This is a genomic window from Coriobacteriaceae bacterium (assembly GCA_025993015.1).
In the GTDB taxonomy this organism is placed as follows: domain Bacteria; phylum Actinomycetota; class Coriobacteriia; order Coriobacteriales; family Coriobacteriaceae; genus Collinsella.
Genome location: DAJPFV010000001.1, coordinates 2,194,800 through 2,212,515, shown reverse-complemented (window position 1 = coordinate 2,212,515; position 17,716 = coordinate 2,194,800). Strand labels below are relative to the sequence as shown.

Here is a 17,716-nt window from a genome sequence, read left to right as displayed (position 1 = left end):
GATCTTGAGTCGCGAGGCCCATTCTTTTTGCCCCTACCGTTTGCCTTAAGATCAGCACGGCTATCTAGTATTCAAAACTAGATAGCCGTCCAATTGATGAGAAAGACGGCTATAATTGTTGAGGAACAAGTAGAAAGGACCCTCAATGAGCTGGGCGCTTATCTCCGATTCGAGCTGCAATCTTCGCGATTGGCAGCCAACCGCACCTCATACCACCTTTGCATTTGCACCCCTTAAGATTCGAGTGGGGGAGCGTGAATTTGTTGACGACCTGACGCTCAACGTGCACGAGCTCAATTGTGCCGTGCAGGCAGAGTCGAGCGCTTCTTCGAGCGCCTGTCCAAGCGTAGGGGAGTGGACTGAGCTCTTTAAGCTCGCCGACAAGACGATCTGCATGCCCATCTCCGAGGGCGTCTCTGGAAGCTACAATGCTGCCGCTACGGCACGCGATATGGTACTTGCCGAAGAGCCCAACCGTCAGATTCACCTGGTCAACTCGCGGGCAGCGGGCGGCAAGATGGACCTGATCTTCTTACTGTTTGATCGTTATCTTGCAAGTAACCCGGACGTCTCCTTTGAGGACGCCTGCGCCTATTTCGATAGCTTGGAGCAGAACAGCAAGATCCTCTTTAGTTTGTGCAATTACGAAAACCTTGCAAAGGCCGGACGTATCCCTAAGGCGGCCGGCGTTATTGCCAACAAGCTCAATATCCGCATATTGGGCACGGCGAGCGAGGCGGGCAAAATTGAACTCGTTGGGCACACGCGTGGCGAAAAGAAGATGCTCACCAAGATTGTCGACACCATGGAGGCCGAGGGCTTTACTGGCGGTGAGGTCGTTATCGACCATGTTGAGAATGAGGCGGGCGCCCAGGCGCTTGCCAGCCGCATTGTGGAGCGCTGGCCAGGCTCCAAGACCATCATCATGCCCTGCAACGGCCTAGATTCTTATTACGCCGAGATGCACGGCCTCATCATCGGCTACGGCATGGACGTGGCTTCGGGCCGATAATGTCCAACTAGACAAACGCACGGGCGGGATAAGGGGCCACTGGCCCCTTATCCCGCCCGTTTTATACCTCGGTTAGCTATTAAACCCATTGAACTTTAGATAGCTCATCAGGTACGCCTTCGAAACGAAGGACGATACTGCACTGCGTACAAGCAGCGACTCGCGCGTAACCTGATGTGCGGTATCGGGCACGGGAGTCTGCTCGACGGAAAACGCCGCACGAATCGATGCCTCAAGTTGATCGACAACATAATCAAAGGCGGTCGGAGCGTCGTAGCTCAAGCGCTGAATATTAAAGAGTGCCTGAACCGCAGCGATGGGCAGCACCTGCTTAAAGATACAAATGGCGATGAGACGCGCAATCTGCTCACGGCCATACTGCTTTTTAACCGGCGCGGGAACGAGGCCGACCTTCACGTAGTTATTGATCATCGATGGCGTGATAACGGGCTGCTCTACGCAAATCGAAAGCGGCTCCATCCAAAGCGCAACATATTCAATAACCTGATCGCGATAGAGCGTTACATTGGGCAGCTGGTCATAGCGTGGCAGGCTCAAAGCGTTGAGTTTACCCACCATATCGGACTGAATAAATGCATCCGGCAGCACCGTCGGCTGAATATCCTCGGGCTTAATGCTGACCGATGTATCGGACATCGGGATAACATGTTTAACATGGTTCATAACAGGCCTCCGTTCGTTTTCTATATTGTATTCTAGGTTATCTAGTCTTGCATACCACATAGCCGCTAAGTAAAAGTGGTTGGACAGCACATTGAAGCACCGTCCAACCACTTTGTTTAAAGATAGCAACCTTACATAAGATATATTATCGTACTTATCTACGGAGAAATGCGTATGCGCTGGTTGCCGCTATGGCTCCGTCAGAAACCGCGGTCACAACCTGGCGCAAACGCTTGGAACGGATATCGCCAGCGGCAAATAGACCTGGCGTGCGGGTCGCCATGGATTCATCAGTCAGAATGCCGCCATCAGGCGCCAGATCGACTAGATGCTCGACAAGTTCGGTATGGGGTTGCGTCCCGGTATAGACAAAGATGCCGAAAGAGCCGGGCTCAAATGACTTGGTATGAATTTCCCCGGATGAATTGTCCTTAAAGGCGATCGTCGTTGGCATGGCTTCGCCCGAGAGCTGCACAATACTAGTTTGGTACCTAACTGTAATATTGTCCTTTTCGAGTACTTTCTGAACAACACCATCAGGCGCACGGAACTGGTCGCGGCGCAGCACGATGGTCACACTGCTGGCAATGTCTGACAGGAACAGTGCCTCTTCGCATGCCGAATTGCCACCACCGATTACAAAGACCTGTTTGCCGCGGAAGAACATGCCGTCACATGTTGCGCAATATGAAACGCCACGACCGCGATAGGTATCCTCGCCAGCGAAACCTGCCGGACGCGGCGTGGCACCCATGCAAGCGATAACGCTCGAGGCCAGCGTATCGCCCATATCGTGATGCACCGTAAACAACGCTGCATCGGCATCGTAATCGATACCCGTAACCATGCTCCATGTAACCTGTGCTCCCAGGCCCTCTGCATGCTGCTGAAAACGCTCGCCGAGTTCGGCGCCACTCAAGAGCGGAATGCCCGGATAGTTCTCGACTTCATTGGTCGTGGCGATCTGTCCGCCCGACATGCCCTGTTCAATCACGGTCGTCGTTAGGTTGGAGCGCGCCGCATAAATGGCCGCAGCATAGCCCGCAGGGCCGCCACCGATAATCGCAACATCGATCGGGTGATCGGTAGTCATGAAGAGACCTCCTGTCGAAAGATTGGCGTTCATTGCGCTCATACCCAAATTTACGTGAACATGACACTCATGCACTACAATGATAAACCGCGTATCAAAGCTGAAGGGGAGTTATCGATGGATCAAACGCAGACGAGCAACGACGCTCCCCTGCCAACGCAAAGCACTCCCCAACCGGAGCAAATGACCGTTTCACCTGCACAAAAACCCCTAGTAACCATTGTGCACGCATCGGTTGGATCGGGCCACAGAGCCGCCGCCAACGCGATTGCACAAGCATTTGATCTTATCCGCGGCACCAAGGGAATCCCTGAGGATGTTGAGATCGAAGTCTTGGATATTCTCGATTTTGGACGCATTAGGTTCGATGGTAATAAAACAGCGGCTTCGTTTACCGGCGCCACGCGCCCCATATATGACCTAACCTGGCGATATACGTTTACGGGACATCTGCTCTGGGGTGGCGGCACGGCATGGTCGCGAATTATGTTCCCCGCCTTCAACGATTATGTCCGCACCCGCAGGCCCATGGCCGTGGTTGCAACACACATTACGGCAGCCAATGTTGCTGTGGGCGCCCGCGTCATCACGGGTATCGATTACCCGGTCATCTGCGTACCAACAGACTATGAAGTCGAAGGCTTTTGGCCCCACAAGGACACCGACCTGTTCTGCGTAGCCAACGAATTTATGGCCGAGACACTTCGCCCCCGTAAGGTTCCCGAGACCAAAATCCGCATTACAGGCATCCCCATTCGCGCCGGGTTTGATACGGACTACAATCGCGAGGAAGAACTCGAGAAGTTCAATCTCCCCGCTGACAAGACCGTTGTGTTGGTGATGGCCGGTGCCAGCTTGCCTCAACCGTACGTTCGCTTTCGCGCGGAGATGGACCGCACACTCCCCTTCCTGCGCAGCTTCGAGGACATGCACTTTGTCTTTTTGCCGGGCAAGGATGAGGAATACGCCACCCGCCTCAAGACGCTCTTTGACGCCATGAAGCTCGAAAACGTCACAGTTCTGGACTACGTGGACGACATGGCGGCCCTCATGCACGGCTGCGACCTGGCAATCCTCAAATCGGGCGGACTCACCGTCACCGAGTGCCTGTGCGCGCATCTGCCGATGATCCTGCTGGGCAAATCATACGGCCAGGAAAAGGCCAACACCACGATGCTCACCGGCATGGGCGCCAGCATGCATGTCACCACCGCACGAGAACTCATCGTAACCCTACGTCACTTGCACGACCATCCCGAATCACTCAAAGCCCTACTCATCAACGGCGAAGTGCTACGCCGCCCCCACGCAGCCGAAGACATAGCCATCGCAAGCATGGAGCTCGTAGGCAAACCCCAAAAGCGCAAACGAGCCTTCTGCCGCTTCTACTGGGGCGGAAAACCCGCGCATATCCGCTAGCATTGGATTGCCCGCTTACCTGCGGGAGGCCCCTACATATCATCCCATGCTCAAACATTCTCGCTTCGCTGCGAAACTGCGCGTGGGACGATATATAGGGGCCTCCCGCAGGTAAGCTGCGTTTACGTACTAGCAGCTACACTAGATTCCCCTCCAGTAGAACCATCAAAGGCAAGACCGGAAAATCTAGATACAGTAAGCCAATGCGACAAAGGGATTGTTCCTTTGTCGCATTGGCTTACTAGAAAATAAATATTTTTTCAAGCGAGTAGCCGCCCGCCTGCCTCTCACACATATCGTTCCACGCGCAGTTTCGCAGCGAGCGAAGCGAAGCGAGAATGTTTGAGCATGGAATGATATGTGTGAGAGCGGGCGGGAGGGATAAGAGCGCCCCTAGGCGACGCCGCTGGAGCCGAAGCCTCCGTTGCCTCGGTCGGTTTCGTCTAGTTCTTCTACTTCTATGAGGTTGACCGTGGGGGCTTCTTGGATGACGAGTTGGGCTATGCGGTCGCCTTTGTTGATTTGGATGTTGTTGGAGGGATCCAGGTTGATGAGGATAACCTTGAGTTCTCCTCGGTAGTGGGCGTCGATGAGGCCCGGCGTGTTAACTATAGACAGGCCCTGTTTGATGGCGAGACCGCTGCGGGGCTGGACAAAGCCGGCGTAGCCGTCGGGCAGGGCGATGGCCAACCCAGTAGAGACCAGACGGCGTTCGAGGGGCTTCAGGACGCAGTCCTCGTTGGAGCGCAGATCCAAGCCGGCATCGGTGGGATGGGCGTATTTGGGAAGCTCGACGGTGGGGTCGAGACGCTTTATGTTGACGGTAATATTGGACATGGAATCACCTTAGCTTGTCGAGCTCTTGCAGAAACTCATCGACGTCTTTGAAATCGCGGTAGACCGAGGCAAAGCGGATGTAGGCCACCTTGTCGATCTTGGCCAAGCGCTTGAGCACCATGTCACCCAACTCATGGGACGTGACGGCCGTCAGCGTGCGAGAGCGCAGCTCGACCTCGATGTCGTCGATAATCTCATTAAGCTTCTTAGTATCGATATCACGCTTGATGGTGGCGCGCATCAAGCCGACGAGCAGCTTATTGCGATCGAACCGCTGCTTGGTTCCGTCTGACTTAATGACCTCGATTGGGTCTTCGCATCGCTCAAACGTTGTAAAGCGATAGTTACACGAACAACATTCGCGACGGCGCTTAATGGTGTTATTTGACTCCTGCATACGGGAATCAACGACGCGGGTATGTGCCTTGCCACATTTGGGACAGCGCATGGTACCTCCTCTTAAACGATAACAAGGGTACCATGCGCAGCGCGATAATGATTACGAACGAGCAGGAACCTTAAGATGCGCACCGGCGGCGAGCGAACCATGCTCCAGATGATTGACGTTACGGATCATGTCGGAAGTCTCTTGCGTGGAAAGGCCTTCGATAGGATATTCCTCGGCAAGCGACCAAAGAGAATCACCAGGCTGAACGCGAATAGTCTCGTAGGTAACGTTGGAAACGGACTCGGCATACGCGGCGTGACGAGCGCTAAAGACCGACGTAGCGAGGACAACGAAGAGCGTAAGCGCAACGGCAACGGCGACAATCGTCGGAACCTTCAGGGCAACGCGGGCCGGCGCAACTACAGCCTGCTGATTGCGAGCAGGCTTTACGGTCAAAGGCTGAAAGCCGGAGCGGCCACCCTGAACAACCGTAAAAGTGGGTTCTGCAGGCGTCTCGAGTTTAAGGGCAAGGTTTCCCTGGACCATATTCGTTGCGTTCATCATGTTCTCCTCTCGCGTGTTTTGCTGAGAACAGTTTTATCAAGCCGCGCGGACAAAAATGTCTAGCGCGAGAACGAATGTTCGGTTATTATTATCTTCGAACAGTTGTTCCTGTCAAGCAAAATTCGAACATTTGTTTGACATGGGTAGAGAGGATGCCCTGATGGCTCGCAAAATTACCAAGCGTCAGCAGCAAATTTACGACTTCATCAAGGAATATCAGCAGGAGAAGGGTTATCCGCCCAGTGTGCGCGAGATGGCATCTGCCGTGGGCCTTTCCTCCCCCAGCACCGTGCACGCCCACTTATCTGCCTTGGAGGCGCGCGGGCTGCTCAAGCGCGATGCCACCAAACCGCGCGCCCTGGAACTCTTTAACGAGGACGGCTCCTCTGTCTCAATTTCTAAATCTGACGAGCCCACCGCACCTCGCGGAACGGTCTCGCTACCGCTCGTTGGTCGCGTCGCGGCTGGGATTCCCATTCTGGCCGAGCAGAATATCGAAGACACTTTTACTATCCCGACCGAAATCGCCACTGATCAGGGTTCCTTTATCCTTGAGGTGCATGGGAGCTCAATGATCAATGTCGGCATCTTCAATGGCGATTACATCATCGTCCGTGAACAAAAGAGTGCCATGAACGGCGAAATCGTCGTGGCCATGATTGATGGTTCAGCGACCGTCAAGACGTTCTACAAGGAGCAGGGACGCGTACGCCTGCAGCCCGAGAATGACACCATGGAGCCTATCTATGCAACAAATCCCGTTATTTTGGGCAAAGTCGTCGGCTTGATGCGCCGGTTCTCGTAATGCAAAAACGCATCACCATCTTTGATGCCGTCCGCGGGTTTACGATGATTTCAATGGCAGGTTTTCACGCTTGCTACGATCTCGCCTACCTGTACGGTTGGGATATGCCCTGGTTTACCCAGACTGTCTTTCAAGACATCTGGCGCGCCAGCATCAGCTGGGTATTCTTGTTTATCGCGGGTTGGATGTGCACTCTTTCGCGCAACAATATCAAACGTGCCGCCAAATACGCCTTAGCAGCACTCGTCGTCTGGCTGGCAACAACACTTGTCTCAGTCGATGATTCGGTTAATTTTGGCATCATCTACTGCATGGCCGCATGTACCGGCATCGTGGCGTTGACCGATCCCGTCCTTAAAAAGATATCAGCGAGATGGGGCATGTCCCTATGCCTTGTGATGTTCGCCCTCACCTGGAGCATCCCCAAAACAATCTACCCTGTCCCCTACCTGGCGTGGCTGGGATTTCCGAGCCCTGGGTTTGTCTCAGGTGATTACTACCCCATCATCCCGTTTATCTTTATGTATCTTGCAGGATACTTCGCCGCACATATAGCGCAGGGAATCGATAAGACCGTCCCTAGCTGGGCCTACGCCAACTCCCTGCCGGCGCTCGCCAGCCTTGGACGTTATGCACTACCCTTTTATCTGCTGCATCAGCCCATTATACTGGGCATTTTGGAGCTCGCCTACTCGGTGCGATAACGCTCGAGCCGCGGTGCAACACGAACCGGCAGTTTCGCCACAATACGAACGCCATCCTCAAGATATTCCTCATGCAAAAGGGTCCCCTGCTCATGCACGAGTGTAATGAGCGCACCTTCACGATATGGAATGTCGGCTGAAAGCAGTACATCGGTGGCAGCTGCCTCGCGAGCAATGCGATCGACGAGATCGTCGAGCCCCTCGCCCGTTTGGGCCGAGAACAGAACGGCTTCCGGAAAACGACGACGGAAACTTAATCGATCAACGCTATCGAGAAGATCGATTTTATTGAATACGGTCAGCGTTAGGCGCTCTCCGGCGCCGATCTCATCAAGCACGCGGTCGACAGCCTCCAGCTGTCGCTCATAGTCCTCGTCAGACGCATCTACGACTTTGAGAATTAGATCGGCACCCAACACCTCGGACAGCGTCGATTTAAAGGCATCGACAAGACCATGCGGCAGCTTTTGAATAAAGCCGACGGTATCGGTAATCGTCATTCCGCGACCGCCGGGCAGGCGATACGAACGCGTCGTCGGGTCGAGCGTAGCAAACAGCTTGTCCTGCGAAAGTACCGTAGAGCCTGTCAGGCGATTGAGCAACGTCGATTTACCGGCATTGGTATAACCGGCTAACGCGACGCGAAACGCCGGTGACTCAATGCGGCTCTTGGATTGAACATCGCGACGCTGTTCAACCTGCTTGAGCTCACGACGAAGCGCAGCGATCTTATTACGAATGAGGCGACGGTCGACCTCGAGCTGACTTTCGCCCTGACCAAAGCGTGAGCCGATGCCGCCGCGCGTCTGTTCCTTGGCGAGGTGGCTCCACATGCCACGCAGACGAGGCAACAGATATTGAAGCTGTGCCAGCTGTACCTGTAGGCGTCCCTCACGCGTCTGAGCATGAAGGCCAAAGATATCCAAGATCAGTGCCGTACGATCGATAATCTTTACCGGCTCGCCCACGGCTTTCTCCAAATAGGATTGCTGCGAGGGCGTCAGGTCGTCGTCAAAAATAACGACATCGGCATCCATACGATGCACCAGGCCGCACAGCTCTTCAACCTTACCGGAACCGATAAACGATTTTGGATACGGCTTAACCAGACGCTGTGACAAACGCGCCACACACTGGGCGCCAGCCGTATGGGCTAGGCGCTCAAGCTCGTCAAGCGAACGATCAAGCGGCCACGCATTGTCGCGCCACTCAACACCAACTAATATGGCACGCTCGGGCTCGGGTGCCGTGGGAACAAGGGGAAAACGGGCCATTAGGCAGCCTCAATACGATGCAGGATGTCCTCAACGACCTCATCGATCGTAAACTCGTCCATATCGAACCACACGACGCGGTCATCGCGTTTAAACCACGAAAGCTGACGTTTGGCATAGCGACGCGAACGCATCTTAATGAGTTCGCGAGCCTCATCCATAGAAATCACGCCATTGAAAGCATCAATGATCTCTTTATAACCAATTGCCTGCATCGACGTCAGGGCATCTCCCAGCCCCTGGTCCATAAGACCGCGGACCTCATCGACAAGACCCTGCTCAAACATCAGATCGACACGCAGGTTAATGCGCTCGTAGAGAACCTCGCGATTACGCGTCAGACCAAACCATAGAGCATGATAATGCTCGCGCGGAACACTAAACTGACTTTTTTGCTTTGCATAGGAGATACCATCATCATGCATCTCGAGCGCACGAATCACACGGCGCACGTTATGGGGATGAATAACAGCAGCCGATTCTGGATCGCGCTCGGCAAGCAGAGCATGCAGTTCTTCCTCGCCAATACGCTCGGCAAGTTCCTGATACCCCGCGCGACGATCGTCCTCAAGCTCGCCCGAGGGAAAATCCATCTCATCCAGGGCGGCCTTGAGATACAAGCCTGTGCCCCCGCAAAACACCGGTAGGCGGCCCTCGCCAAGCAAACGCTCAACATGCGCGCGAGCGTCAGCCTGATAAAGCGCCGCAGAGTACGCCACACCCGGCTCTACAATGTCGACGAGACGCAGCGGCGCCGTACACTCATCGGGCGCCATCTTTGCGGTACCGATGTCCATGCCGCGATAGATTTGCATCGCATCGCACGACAGCACTTCGGACGAAAGACGAGCCGCCAAACGGTCGGCAACATCACTCTTACCAACCGCCGTCGGACCGACGATCGCAACGGCGGAAAGACCTGCCCCGGGAGAAACCATTAGCGCGGCTCGCCCACAACGGAGCCGGACAAATACCAGGTCTTGGCAACGTCAACGTCAACATCAACGATCTTGCCAACAAGCTGATCGATGCTGTAACCCTCGGGGATAGGCGCATGCACGGTCTGATTCTTGGGACTCTTGCCCAGCAGGACCGCGTCGTTCTTTTTACTCGTTCCCTCAATGAGCGCCGGCACCACAGTATGAAGCTCACCCTGGTTGTACTCGTGCGCCGTGGTCTCGATAACCTTAACCAGGCGGTTGAAACGCTCGAGAATAACCTCATGCGGCGTAGGATCGTCAATCTCGGCGGCCGGGGTACCGGCGCGCTTGGAATAGATGAAGGTATAGGCCTGAGCATAGCGGACCGTCTCGGCAAGTGAGAGCGTCTGCTCAAAGTCTTCTTCAGTCTCGTCCGGGAAGCCAACGATAATGTCGGTCGAGAGCGCGATATCGGGCATGCGGTTGCGAATGCGATCGACCAGGCCCAGATAGTCCTCGCGTGTATAACGGCGATTCATCTCTTTGAGGATGCGCGTGGAGCCCGACTGAACGGCCAAGTGAAGCTGCGGCATGACGGCGGGCGTCTCGGCCATAGCGTCGATGGTCTCGGGGAGCAGATCCTTGGGATGCGAAGACGTAAAGAAGATGCGCTCCACACCCGTATCGCCCACGGCACGCAGCAGATCGGCAAAACGCGGCTTGCCAAACAGATCGCGACCATATGAGTTAACGTTTTGGCCCAGCAGCGTAATCTCACGCACGCCCTGGCGCACCAAACCGGTCACCTCGTCGACAATCTCCTCGAAGGGGCGACTTTTTTCGCGACCGCGCACGTACGGCACGATGCAATAGGTGCAGAAATTATTGCAGCCTGTCATGATGGGCACCCAGGCGTGATACTGGGTCTCGCGATGCCACGGCATGCTCATGGCATCCGTATCCTCATGCTCATTGGTGCGGATATGACGCTTACCATCAAGGAACGCCTCGGCAATGAGCTCGGCCACATGTGCGATGGAATGCGTGCCAAAGATGACATTGACGTTATCGACGTTGGTGAGCAGGCCCTCTCCATCACGCTGCGCGATGCAGCCGCCCACGGTAACCACACGCTTGCCCGAAGGCGAAGGCGGCAGGCTTTTGCAGGAATTGCACTGACCGTACAGGCGAGTATCGGCGGCCTCACGCACACAGCATGTCATGAAGACAACGATATCGGCATGCTCGGGATCGAGCGCCATGAGGCAGCCATACGAATCAAGCAGACCGCTCACACGCTCGGAGTCGTGCTGATTCATCTGACAGCCAAAGGTGCGGATAAAGTAGGTTTTACCGGCAAGAATATCGCGTACGGAACGCTGGTCCATGTGCATAAGTCCTAACGATGGGGAGCGAAACGAGGCAAGCAGAAGCTATGCCACAGGCTTAACATCATCCATGACGACGTTATCCATAGCAGCTCGATTGATCTGGTGAACGTAGATAGAAAGGCGGATGGCCGTGCGCGACTCCCCGTTAATGAGGATGTCGGAGAACACAGGCGCGCAGGAAATATCAAAACCGGTTGGAATCAAAAAACCGCGCGCGATAGCAACGGCCTTAATGGCCTGGTTGACAGCACCGGCACCGACACACTGGATGTTGACGGGTACACCATCCTTGACCATGCCGGCGATGGCGCCGGCAACGGAAGCGGGCGATGATTTGCTTGATACCTTCAGGCAATCCATGAAGAAACTCCTGCGTTTAAAAGTACGTTTTAACTGCAATAACTTTATCGTACCGAGTGGACTCGGTAAAGGCGCTATTCCTCTTTGGCAAGATCGAAGGTCACGGTGATTCGATCACGCGAAACACGGATCTTTGGGTCGCCGCAAAGATTGAGATAGTACCGGGCGGCAAGGTCATTAAAGTCGCGCTCCACAGCACGCGAAAACTGTGCCATGTCATCCTTGGCAATACGCAGCCCACGACGATCCTTCGCGAGATCGACAGGAGCCGGCGCATGCGAGGATGAGTCACGCTCGCGCAGCAGACGCGCAGTCACACCGCGAACGGGCTTAATCTGCCCTGCCAAAATTCGATGAGCCGTGCGCTCGGACATCTCAAGACCCAAACCCGAACAGATACGGATAAAGTCCTCGGCATCGGAGGCAAGGCTTAAACGATCGACAACCGGAAGCTCGCTCTCGTCGTCAATGAACAGGAGACGAGACGTATCGAGCCGACTTGACGACTGAGCATAAAGTGTCGCGGCAATCTCAGACGGAGAACCAAGATAGACATCGCAACCACGCAACTCCTCGAGCGCAAACTCACAAGCAGCGCGAATAATATTATGCGGACCGCGAGCACAGACATAATGACCGTCCTCATCCTTGACGGCCTGAGGCCAGCTGGACTGATCGGCGCGCTCACTGAGGCGGTCTACCGCGACGCTCACCTTAAAGGCTGAACCAAGATCGACACCGGACGTGACCACGCGGGCCTCGTCGGTGTTCTGCTTGATCGAAAACAATGCCATGCCACGACCGTGAACACCCCAACGATCCATTTTCATGCTCTCGAGCTTGGAGGTAACGCGGGCATCGAAGATTCGCTCTTGCATATCCTGCGGAACGCCCGAACCGTTATCCAGAAAGACAAGCGTGCGGACGCCATCTTCCTTGGTCGTGGCGAGATAGACCTTGTCGGCGCCGGCATCGCGAGCATTACGGAGCATTTCGATGACGATGTCCTCGACATGCTGAATGTCGTGCTTAGCCTGGCGCCGCTCGGCCTCCGAAACGCGGAGGCGGACATACCCCTCGCCAAGGTTCTCCTCGACGCGAAGGTTGCCCTCCCCCGACATCGACGCGATAAATGAGATGAGCTCGTTCGCGTCGCTCATGTTATTTAGCAATATCGACAGCGCGGCTCTCGCGAATCACGACGACGCGCACCTGACCGGGATACTCCATCTCTTCCTCGATCTGATGGGCGATATCGTGAGCCAGGACCGTGGACTGGGCATCAGAGATCTTGTCCGGCTGAACCATGACGTGGACCTCGCGACCAGCCTGCATGGCATAGGTACGCTCGACGCCGTCATGAGAGTTGGCGATCTCCTCGAGCTTTTCAAGACGCTTGATGTAGTTCTCGGCAGACTCGCGACGGGCACCGGGGCGAGAAGCAGAGACAGCATCGGCGGCCTGTACCAGGACATCGAGCACCGTGTTGGGGTCGACATCGGCATGGTGAGCCTCGATAGCGTGGACGATAACGGGCTTCTCGCCATAACGGCGGGCAAGCTCGGCGCCGATGACGGCATGCGGGCCCTCGACGTCGTGGTCGATTGCCTTGCCCAGGTCATGCAGCAGGCCGGCGCGCTTGGCGGTCACAACGTCAAGGCCAAGCTCGGAAGCCATCACGCCGCACAGATCAGAGACCTCGAGAGAGTGCTGAAGCACGTTCTGACCAAACGAGGTACGGTAGCGCAGGGCACCAAGGGTCTTGACGATCTCGGGGTGCAGATCATGGATGCCGGTATCGAAGGCAGCCTGCTCGCCAGCCTCGCGCACGCGCTGCTGAACCAGATCGGCAGCCTTGTGATACATCTCCTCGATGCGGGCAGGATGAATGCGGCCGTCGGCGATGAGGTTCTCGAGGGCGACACGGGCGGTCTCACGACGGACCGGGTCGAAGCTCGAAAGAACGACGGTCTCGGGCGTGTCGTCGATCACGAGGTTGACGCCGGAAACCTGCTCGAATGTCCGGATGTTGCGACCCTCGCGACCGATAATACGGCCCTTGAGGTCATCAGAGGGAATGTGCACGGAGGTAACGGTGACCTCGGCAGTGTGGTCGGCAGCGCAGCGCTGAATAGCCAGGGACAGAATCTCCTGGGCGGTCTTGTGGCACTCGGCGCGAACCTGCTGCTCGGACTCGCGAATGATCGTGGCGGCCTCGTGGGTGACCTCGCCGCGAACCTTATCAAGGAGCTCCTTGTGGGCGTCCTCGCGGGTAAGGTCGGCAATACGCTCGAGCTCGGAGGTCTGCTTTGCGCAGAGCTCCTCGAGCTCACGGGAGCGCTTCTCGACCTGACCGGCCTGACTGGACAGCTGATGCTCACGCTTGTCGAGAGCGTCGTTGCGGCGATCGAGGGATTCCTCGCGCTGCATCACGCGGTTCTCGAGCGTACGAATCTCGCTCTTACGCTGCTTGTCCTCGGCCTCAGCGGCCTGCTTGTTCTTGATGATCTCCTCTTTAGCCTCGAGCAGAGCCTCTTTTTTGAGGGTCTCGGCCTGACGCTTTGCATCACCGATCAGGGACTCAGCCTGTGCGTGTGCCGACTGGATCTTTTCGTCGGCCTCGTGAAGACTACCCTGCTTGGCGGTGCGCATGTAGGCAATGGCGGCGATGGCACCCAAAACGATGCCAACGAGCGCTGCAATGATAGGCATGCTCACTCCTTTTTATGGATTCGTTACACAACAAAGCGAACCGTCCTTATGAACGGCTCGCGACATTTGAGTAATATGGGCGCAGCTTATGCGGGTCGGATACAGATAAACATATAAACAAACTCATCACAGATGAGCACATATCACAAAGCAAATGACAGTGTTTATCGTACGTTGAACCACAACAACTGTCAAATAAATGGCCCCAGTACGGCGGCTAATACGCGGTGAACGGCGGGACCACAAAACGCATATGCCTAAAGCGCACATTCCTCGCATTCGGCATCGAGACGTGCCTTAACGGCATCGGCGGCGATGTGATACGAGAAGCCCTTGCCCATCAAAAACCGAACCAGTTTTTCGAATCCGCGCGTCTCTGGAACACGCCGCTTGGCGAGCAGGGCTGACGCACGCGCCAAATCGTCTTCGACGGCAAAATAATCCTCGGGATAACCGGGAATGTCATCGAGCACGACATGACGACGCTTGAGCTCGGTCTCGATTTTGCGCTGTCCCCAACCGCACCGCTTGCGTTCCTCGATAAAGTACGAGCAAAAGCGGTTCTCGTCTAAAAAGTGATACTCGGTGGCGCGCTCGACGGCGAAATCGATCGCGGGTTGGTGAAAGCCGTAGCGAGCCAGCTTGTCACGAACCTCACCCGTCGCATGGTCGCGGCGCGATAACATCTCAGTCACCATGGTAAGTGCACATTTACGCTCGACGAGCTGCACAGCCTCACGCAAGTTGTCCCAATCGCAGGGAAGATCGGGGCGGTTTTTGACATACAGGCGCGCGACCCGCACGGGAATCCAAATGGACCGCTCAAAACCGCCCTCAAGCTCACAATCGATATGCGCGCAGGGCTTTTTAGACGCATACCCGCTCGAGAACGAGGAGGCCGCCTTCTTATCGGGAAAGACGACCGTGGCCTCGGTCACCGTATACGACATACGCGAATCCGTTACTCGTCGTCATCATCGAGCATGGCAGAGCCATCGATGGCGTAAAGCTCATCAAACTCCTCAGGCGCAGGCTGATCGGTCAGCTCGACCTCGGACGGAGCATCGTCATCAAACTCAAGCCCGCAGGCAAGGCGGACCTTATGCTCAATCTCGTCAGCGCAATCGGGGTGTTCGCGCAGGAACGCCTTAGCGGCCTCGCGACCGTTGCCGAGCTTGTCCTCGCCATAGGCAAACCAGGAGCCCATCTTCTTGCAGATGCCGCACTCGACAGCCATGTCCAGAATCGAGCCCTCCTTAGAGATGCCCGTACCATACATGATGTCGAACTCAGCAGAACGGAACGGAGCTGCCACCTTGTTCTTAACGACCTTGGCGCGCACGCGGTTACCTATAACCTCGTCCTTAAGCTTAATGCTGTCGATGCGGCGAATGTCGATACGCACCGAAGAGAAGAACTTAAGGGCGCGGCCGCCCGTCGTAGTCTCGGGGTTACCGAACATGACGCCGATCTTCTCACGCAGCTGGTTAATGAAGATGCACGTCGTGTTGGACTTGGACAGCGAGCCGGCGAGCTTGCGGAGCGCCTGGCTCATCAGGCGAGCTTGCAAGCCGACCGTGGTATCGCCGATCTCTCCCTCGATCTCGGCACGCGGGGTCAGCGCGGCGACGGAGTCGACGACGATGGCATCGATGGCGCCGGAACGCACGAGCATGTCAACAATCTCGAGCGCTTGCTCGCCCGTATCGGGCTGGGAAATGAGCACCTCGTCGATATCCACGCCGATGCGCGCGGCATACGTGGGATCGAGCGCGTGCTCGGCATCGATAAATGCAACAACGCCACCCATTGCCTGGGCCTCGGCCAAGATCTCGAGCGAAAGCGTCGTCTTACCGGAGGACTCGGGACCGTAGATCTCGACGATTCGGCCGCGTGGCACACCGCCGATACCCAGAGCGGCATCGAGTGCCAGAGCGCCCGTAGGGATGGCCTCGACCTCGAGCTCGGGGCCACCGTCGCCGTACCTCATGATGGAACCCTGGCCGAATTTCTTCTCGATCTCGGCCTTGGTGGTGGCGATCATCTCATCGCGCTCTTTACCCGTCGTGCGAGCATGAACGGTACGTACGGGACCTGAATTCTTGGCCATGAATAGCCCTCCTCTTAACAACATGCATCGATAATAAACGAACGGCTGTTCGTGGTCAACCGTTCAGATAAATCATATGCAGCCGACTTTTCCAAAACCCAACCAAACGCCGACCAAACACTGACCAAATGCTTGACCATAAAGGGCCAAATAAGAATAAGGCAGGCAAAAATACACCTATGACCAGCACAAACGCTAAATTCTTCTGAGGTCCCTATCTCCACAATTAAGGGGCACTAAGGCCCCTTAAAACACGTCTATTCCATAGAGATGAGCACAAGGACAATTCGACCCAATGCCTCCGCGACCGCATGGGCACGAACACACGAACGGTCGCCCTCATAGTGGCAGCGCACAGAGTCCACGACTGGCACTTTCCCATCAGCCGCGCGATACGCCCAGCCAATATAGAAAGTGCCCGCCGGATCGTCCTCAGTGCCACCGCCGGGGCCGGCATAACCCGTTGCGCTCACTGCAATATCACTCTGGTACAGCTCCAGCGAACCCACAGCCATCTCGCGCGCGGTCTGATGCGACACCGCGGTATAGCGGTCGAGCGTCTCCCGCTCAACACCCAACACGCGATGCTTGATCTCATCGCAGTAGGTCACCGCACCGCCACGCAGCACCGCCGAGGCGCCTGGGATATCCGCAATCGTCGAGGCGATCATACCCGCCGTCAGCGACTCAGCCGTCGAAACCGTCACGCCCCGAGCGCTCGCGCGCTCGACAATATCGCGTGCGAGCTCTTCGTTATGCGCGGCAATCTGCTCAAATGATTCCGTCATGCCTACCAGGACCTAGACCGAAAAGACGATCTTGCGGCAGTTCCAGAAGTACTGAGCGCCCGAGATAACGGTCAGGATAACGGCCACGGCGTACAGGAAGCGTGAGACGCCATAGATACCGAGCGTCAGCGCCACCGGGGCCAGGTTAAGGCCAGACAACGCAAAGACGCACAGATAGCCGCAGATGGAAACCATCGTAGTCGCTGTCTTGTACTTGCCGAGCTTATCGGCCGCAACGACCACACCGGCCGCACTCGCAACCATGCGAAGGGCGCTCACCAGCAGCTCACGGAACAGGATGATGAACACCGACCACACGGTCACCGCGCCAAAATCCAAGAACAGCAGCAGGGCCGAGAACACGAGCAGCTTATCGGCGATGGGGTCCAAGAATTTACCGAAGTCGGTGATCTCGTTGCGCGAACGCGCCAGATAACCGTCGACCTTATCGGTGCACGACAGGATCACATACAGAATGAAGGCAGCGGCGGCGAGCGGGCCGTCGAAGGTGCTCCAATCCGTACCGGCAACACTCGTGTGAGAAAGCGCCGACACGATCATGAACACCGGGATAAAGACGATGCGAACGCACGTCACGATGTTGGCGGGCGTCCAAACACTCGTCAGTTCCTTATTGCTCTCGTTTGCCACGATG

General features: G+C 56.0%; 19 protein-coding genes. 4 read left to right on the top strand and 15 right to left on the bottom strand.

All coding sequences use genetic code 11. The annotated features are described in order from the left end of the window. The first annotated feature begins 145 nt into the window (after window positions 1-145). Window positions 146-1,012, top strand: a complete 867-nt coding sequence (locus tag OIL77_09660) for a DegV family protein (protein HJI45667.1) — start codon at window positions 146-148, stop codon at window positions 1,010-1,012. Window positions 1,013-1,084: 72 nt separating this feature from the next. Here OIL77_09660 and OIL77_09655 read toward each other — a convergent pair whose 3' ends face one another. Then, window positions 1,085-1,696: a DUF1836 domain-containing protein gene (locus tag OIL77_09655; protein ID HJI45666.1), complete on the bottom strand. Its 612-nt coding sequence runs from the start codon at window positions 1,694-1,696 to the stop codon at window positions 1,085-1,087. A gap of 154 nt (window positions 1,697-1,850) precedes the next feature. Beyond that, complete coding sequence (locus OIL77_09650; protein HJI45665.1) at window positions 1,851-2,822, bottom strand: FAD-dependent oxidoreductase; 972 nt, start codon at window positions 2,820-2,822, stop codon at window positions 1,851-1,853. A gap of 27 nt (window positions 2,823-2,849) precedes the next feature. On the opposite strand from OIL77_09650, the gene OIL77_09645 reads away from it, so the two are divergent. After that, window positions 2,850-4,208 carry a UDP-N-acetylglucosamine--LPS N-acetylglucosamine transferase gene (locus tag OIL77_09645; GenBank protein ID HJI45664.1) on the top strand — a complete coding sequence of 453 codons (1,359 nt, stop codon included), beginning with the start codon at window positions 2,850-2,852 and terminating at the stop codon, window positions 4,206-4,208. 393 nt (window positions 4,209-4,601) lie between these two features. Here the strand turns inward: OIL77_09645 and dut are convergent, their stop codons facing one another. From dut to OIL77_09630, 3 genes are read right to left on the bottom strand one after another with little or no spacing between them, the layout of a single operon-like run. Continuing rightward, entirely contained in the window at window positions 4,602-5,045 is a 444-nt protein-coding gene (dut, locus tag OIL77_09640; protein ID HJI45663.1) for a dUTP diphosphatase, read from the bottom strand. Window positions 5,046-5,049: 4 nt separating this feature from the next. Next, window positions 5,050-5,493: a transcriptional regulator NrdR gene (nrdR, locus tag OIL77_09635; GenBank protein HJI45662.1), complete on the bottom strand. Its 444-nt coding sequence runs from the start codon at window positions 5,491-5,493 to the stop codon at window positions 5,050-5,052. A gap of 51 nt (window positions 5,494-5,544) precedes the next feature. After that, on the bottom strand, window positions 5,545-5,994 hold the full coding sequence (locus OIL77_09630) for a LysM peptidoglycan-binding domain-containing protein (GenBank protein ID HJI45661.1): 450 nt from the start codon (window positions 5,992-5,994) through the stop codon (window positions 5,545-5,547). Window positions 5,995-6,157: 163 nt separating this feature from the next. Here OIL77_09630 and lexA point away from each other — a divergent pair, with 163 nt between their 5' ends. Together lexA and OIL77_09620 are read left to right on the top strand one after the other, a co-directional pair. Continuing rightward, complete coding sequence (lexA, locus tag OIL77_09625; GenBank protein ID HJI45660.1) at window positions 6,158-6,802, top strand: transcriptional repressor LexA; 645 nt, start codon at window positions 6,158-6,160, stop codon at window positions 6,800-6,802. Then, window positions 6,802-7,506, top strand: coding sequence for a DUF1624 domain-containing protein (locus tag OIL77_09620; GenBank protein ID HJI45659.1), 705 nt, complete (start codon window positions 6,802-6,804; stop codon window positions 7,504-7,506). The genes lexA and OIL77_09620 overlap by 1 nt, the downstream gene beginning before the upstream one ends. Here OIL77_09620 and hflX read toward each other — a convergent pair. The 10 genes from hflX to pgsA form a co-directional block, all read right to left on the bottom strand. After that, window positions 7,491-8,780, bottom strand: coding sequence for a GTPase HflX (gene hflX, locus OIL77_09615; GenBank protein ID HJI45658.1), 1,290 nt, complete (start codon window positions 8,778-8,780; stop codon window positions 7,491-7,493). The genes OIL77_09620 and hflX overlap by 16 nt on opposite strands. Further along, entirely contained in the window at window positions 8,780-9,718 is a 939-nt protein-coding gene (miaA, locus tag OIL77_09610) for a tRNA (adenosine(37)-N6)-dimethylallyltransferase MiaA (GenBank protein ID HJI45657.1), read from the bottom strand. The genes hflX and miaA overlap by 1 nt, the downstream gene beginning before the upstream one ends. Then, entirely contained in the window at window positions 9,718-11,088 is a 1,371-nt protein-coding gene (gene miaB / locus OIL77_09605; GenBank protein ID HJI45656.1) for a tRNA (N6-isopentenyl adenosine(37)-C2)-methylthiotransferase MiaB, read from the bottom strand. Before miaB ends, miaA begins: the two co-directional genes overlap by 1 nt. A 45-nt stretch (window positions 11,089-11,133) precedes the next feature. Beyond that, the gene (locus OIL77_09600; protein ID HJI45655.1) at window positions 11,134-11,451 is read right to left on the bottom strand and encodes a stage V sporulation protein S; all 318 of its coding nucleotides are present in this window, start codon (window positions 11,449-11,451) and stop codon (window positions 11,134-11,136) included. Between the two features lie 74 nt (window positions 11,452-11,525). Beyond that, window positions 11,526-12,611 carry an ATP-binding protein gene (locus tag OIL77_09595; protein HJI45654.1) on the bottom strand — a complete coding sequence of 362 codons (1,086 nt, stop codon included), beginning with the start codon at window positions 12,609-12,611 and terminating at the stop codon, window positions 11,526-11,528. Window position 12,612: 1 nt separating this feature from the next. Next, a complete protein-coding gene (gene rny, locus OIL77_09590; GenBank protein ID HJI45653.1) occupies window positions 12,613-14,163 on the bottom strand; it encodes a ribonuclease Y in 1,551 nt (516 codons plus the stop codon). A 257-nt stretch (window positions 14,164-14,420) separates the two neighbouring features. Next, complete coding sequence (locus OIL77_09585) at window positions 14,421-15,113, bottom strand: recombination regulator RecX (GenBank protein ID HJI45652.1); 693 nt, start codon at window positions 15,111-15,113, stop codon at window positions 14,421-14,423. Window positions 15,114-15,124: 11 nt separating this feature from the next. After that, the gene (gene recA, locus OIL77_09580) at window positions 15,125-16,207 is read right to left on the bottom strand and encodes a recombinase RecA (GenBank protein ID HJI45651.1); all 1,083 of its coding nucleotides are present in this window, start codon (window positions 16,205-16,207) and stop codon (window positions 15,125-15,127) included. Between the two features lie 323 nt (window positions 16,208-16,530). Further along, window positions 16,531-17,061, bottom strand: a complete 531-nt coding sequence (locus OIL77_09575) for a CinA family protein (protein ID HJI45650.1) — start codon at window positions 17,059-17,061, stop codon at window positions 16,531-16,533. 12 nt (window positions 17,062-17,073) lie between these two features. After that, window positions 17,074-17,712: a CDP-diacylglycerol--glycerol-3-phosphate 3-phosphatidyltransferase gene (pgsA, locus tag OIL77_09570; GenBank protein ID HJI45649.1), complete on the bottom strand. Its 639-nt coding sequence runs from the start codon at window positions 17,710-17,712 to the stop codon at window positions 17,074-17,076. Window positions 17,713-17,716: the final 4 nt, after the last annotated feature.

Coding starts and splice junctions, on each gene's coding strand:
- OIL77_09585 (HJI45652.1), bottom strand. CDS start 15,113: ATGTCGTATACGGTGACCGAGGCCACGGTCGTCTTTCCCGATAAGAAG.
- OIL77_09650 (HJI45665.1), bottom strand. CDS start 2,822: ATGAACGCCAATCTTTCGACAGGAGGTCTCTTCATGACTACCGATCAC.
- OIL77_09645 (HJI45664.1), top strand. CDS start 2,850: ATGACACTCATGCACTACAATGATAAACCGCGTATCAAAGCTGAAGGG.
- OIL77_09595 (HJI45654.1), bottom strand. CDS start 12,611: ATGAGCGACGCGAACGAGCTCATCTCATTTATCGCGTCGATGTCGGGG.
- OIL77_09660 (HJI45667.1), top strand. CDS start 146: ATGAGCTGGGCGCTTATCTCCGATTCGAGCTGCAATCTTCGCGATTGG.
- nrdR (HJI45662.1), bottom strand. CDS start 5,493: ATGCGCTGTCCCAAATGTGGCAAGGCACATACCCGCGTCGTTGATTCC.
- OIL77_09655 (HJI45666.1), bottom strand. CDS start 1,696: ATGAACCATGTTAAACATGTTATCCCGATGTCCGATACATCGGTCAGC.
- rny (HJI45653.1), bottom strand. CDS start 14,163: ATGCCTATCATTGCAGCGCTCGTTGGCATCGTTTTGGGTGCCATCGCC.
- lexA (HJI45660.1), top strand. CDS start 6,158: ATGGCTCGCAAAATTACCAAGCGTCAGCAGCAAATTTACGACTTCATC.
- OIL77_09600 (HJI45655.1), bottom strand. CDS start 11,451: ATGGATTGCCTGAAGGTATCAAGCAAATCATCGCCCGCTTCCGTTGCC.
- OIL77_09575 (HJI45650.1), bottom strand. CDS start 17,061: ATGACGGAATCATTTGAGCAGATTGCCGCGCATAACGAAGAGCTCGCA.
- OIL77_09630 (HJI45661.1), bottom strand. CDS start 5,994: ATGAACGCAACGAATATGGTCCAGGGAAACCTTGCCCTTAAACTCGAG.
- OIL77_09620 (HJI45659.1), top strand. CDS start 6,802: ATGCAAAAACGCATCACCATCTTTGATGCCGTCCGCGGGTTTACGATG.
- recA (HJI45651.1), bottom strand. CDS start 16,207: ATGATCGCCACCACCAAGGCCGAGATCGAGAAGAAATTCGGCCAGGGT.
- miaA (HJI45657.1), bottom strand. CDS start 9,718: ATGGTTTCTCCCGGGGCAGGTCTTTCCGCCGTTGCGATCGTCGGTCCG.
- hflX (HJI45658.1), bottom strand. CDS start 8,780: ATGGCCCGTTTTCCCCTTGTTCCCACGGCACCCGAGCCCGAGCGTGCC.
- miaB (HJI45656.1), bottom strand. CDS start 11,088: ATGGACCAGCGTTCCGTACGCGATATTCTTGCCGGTAAAACCTACTTT.
- dut (HJI45663.1), bottom strand. CDS start 5,045: ATGTCCAATATTACCGTCAACATAAAGCGTCTCGACCCCACCGTCGAG.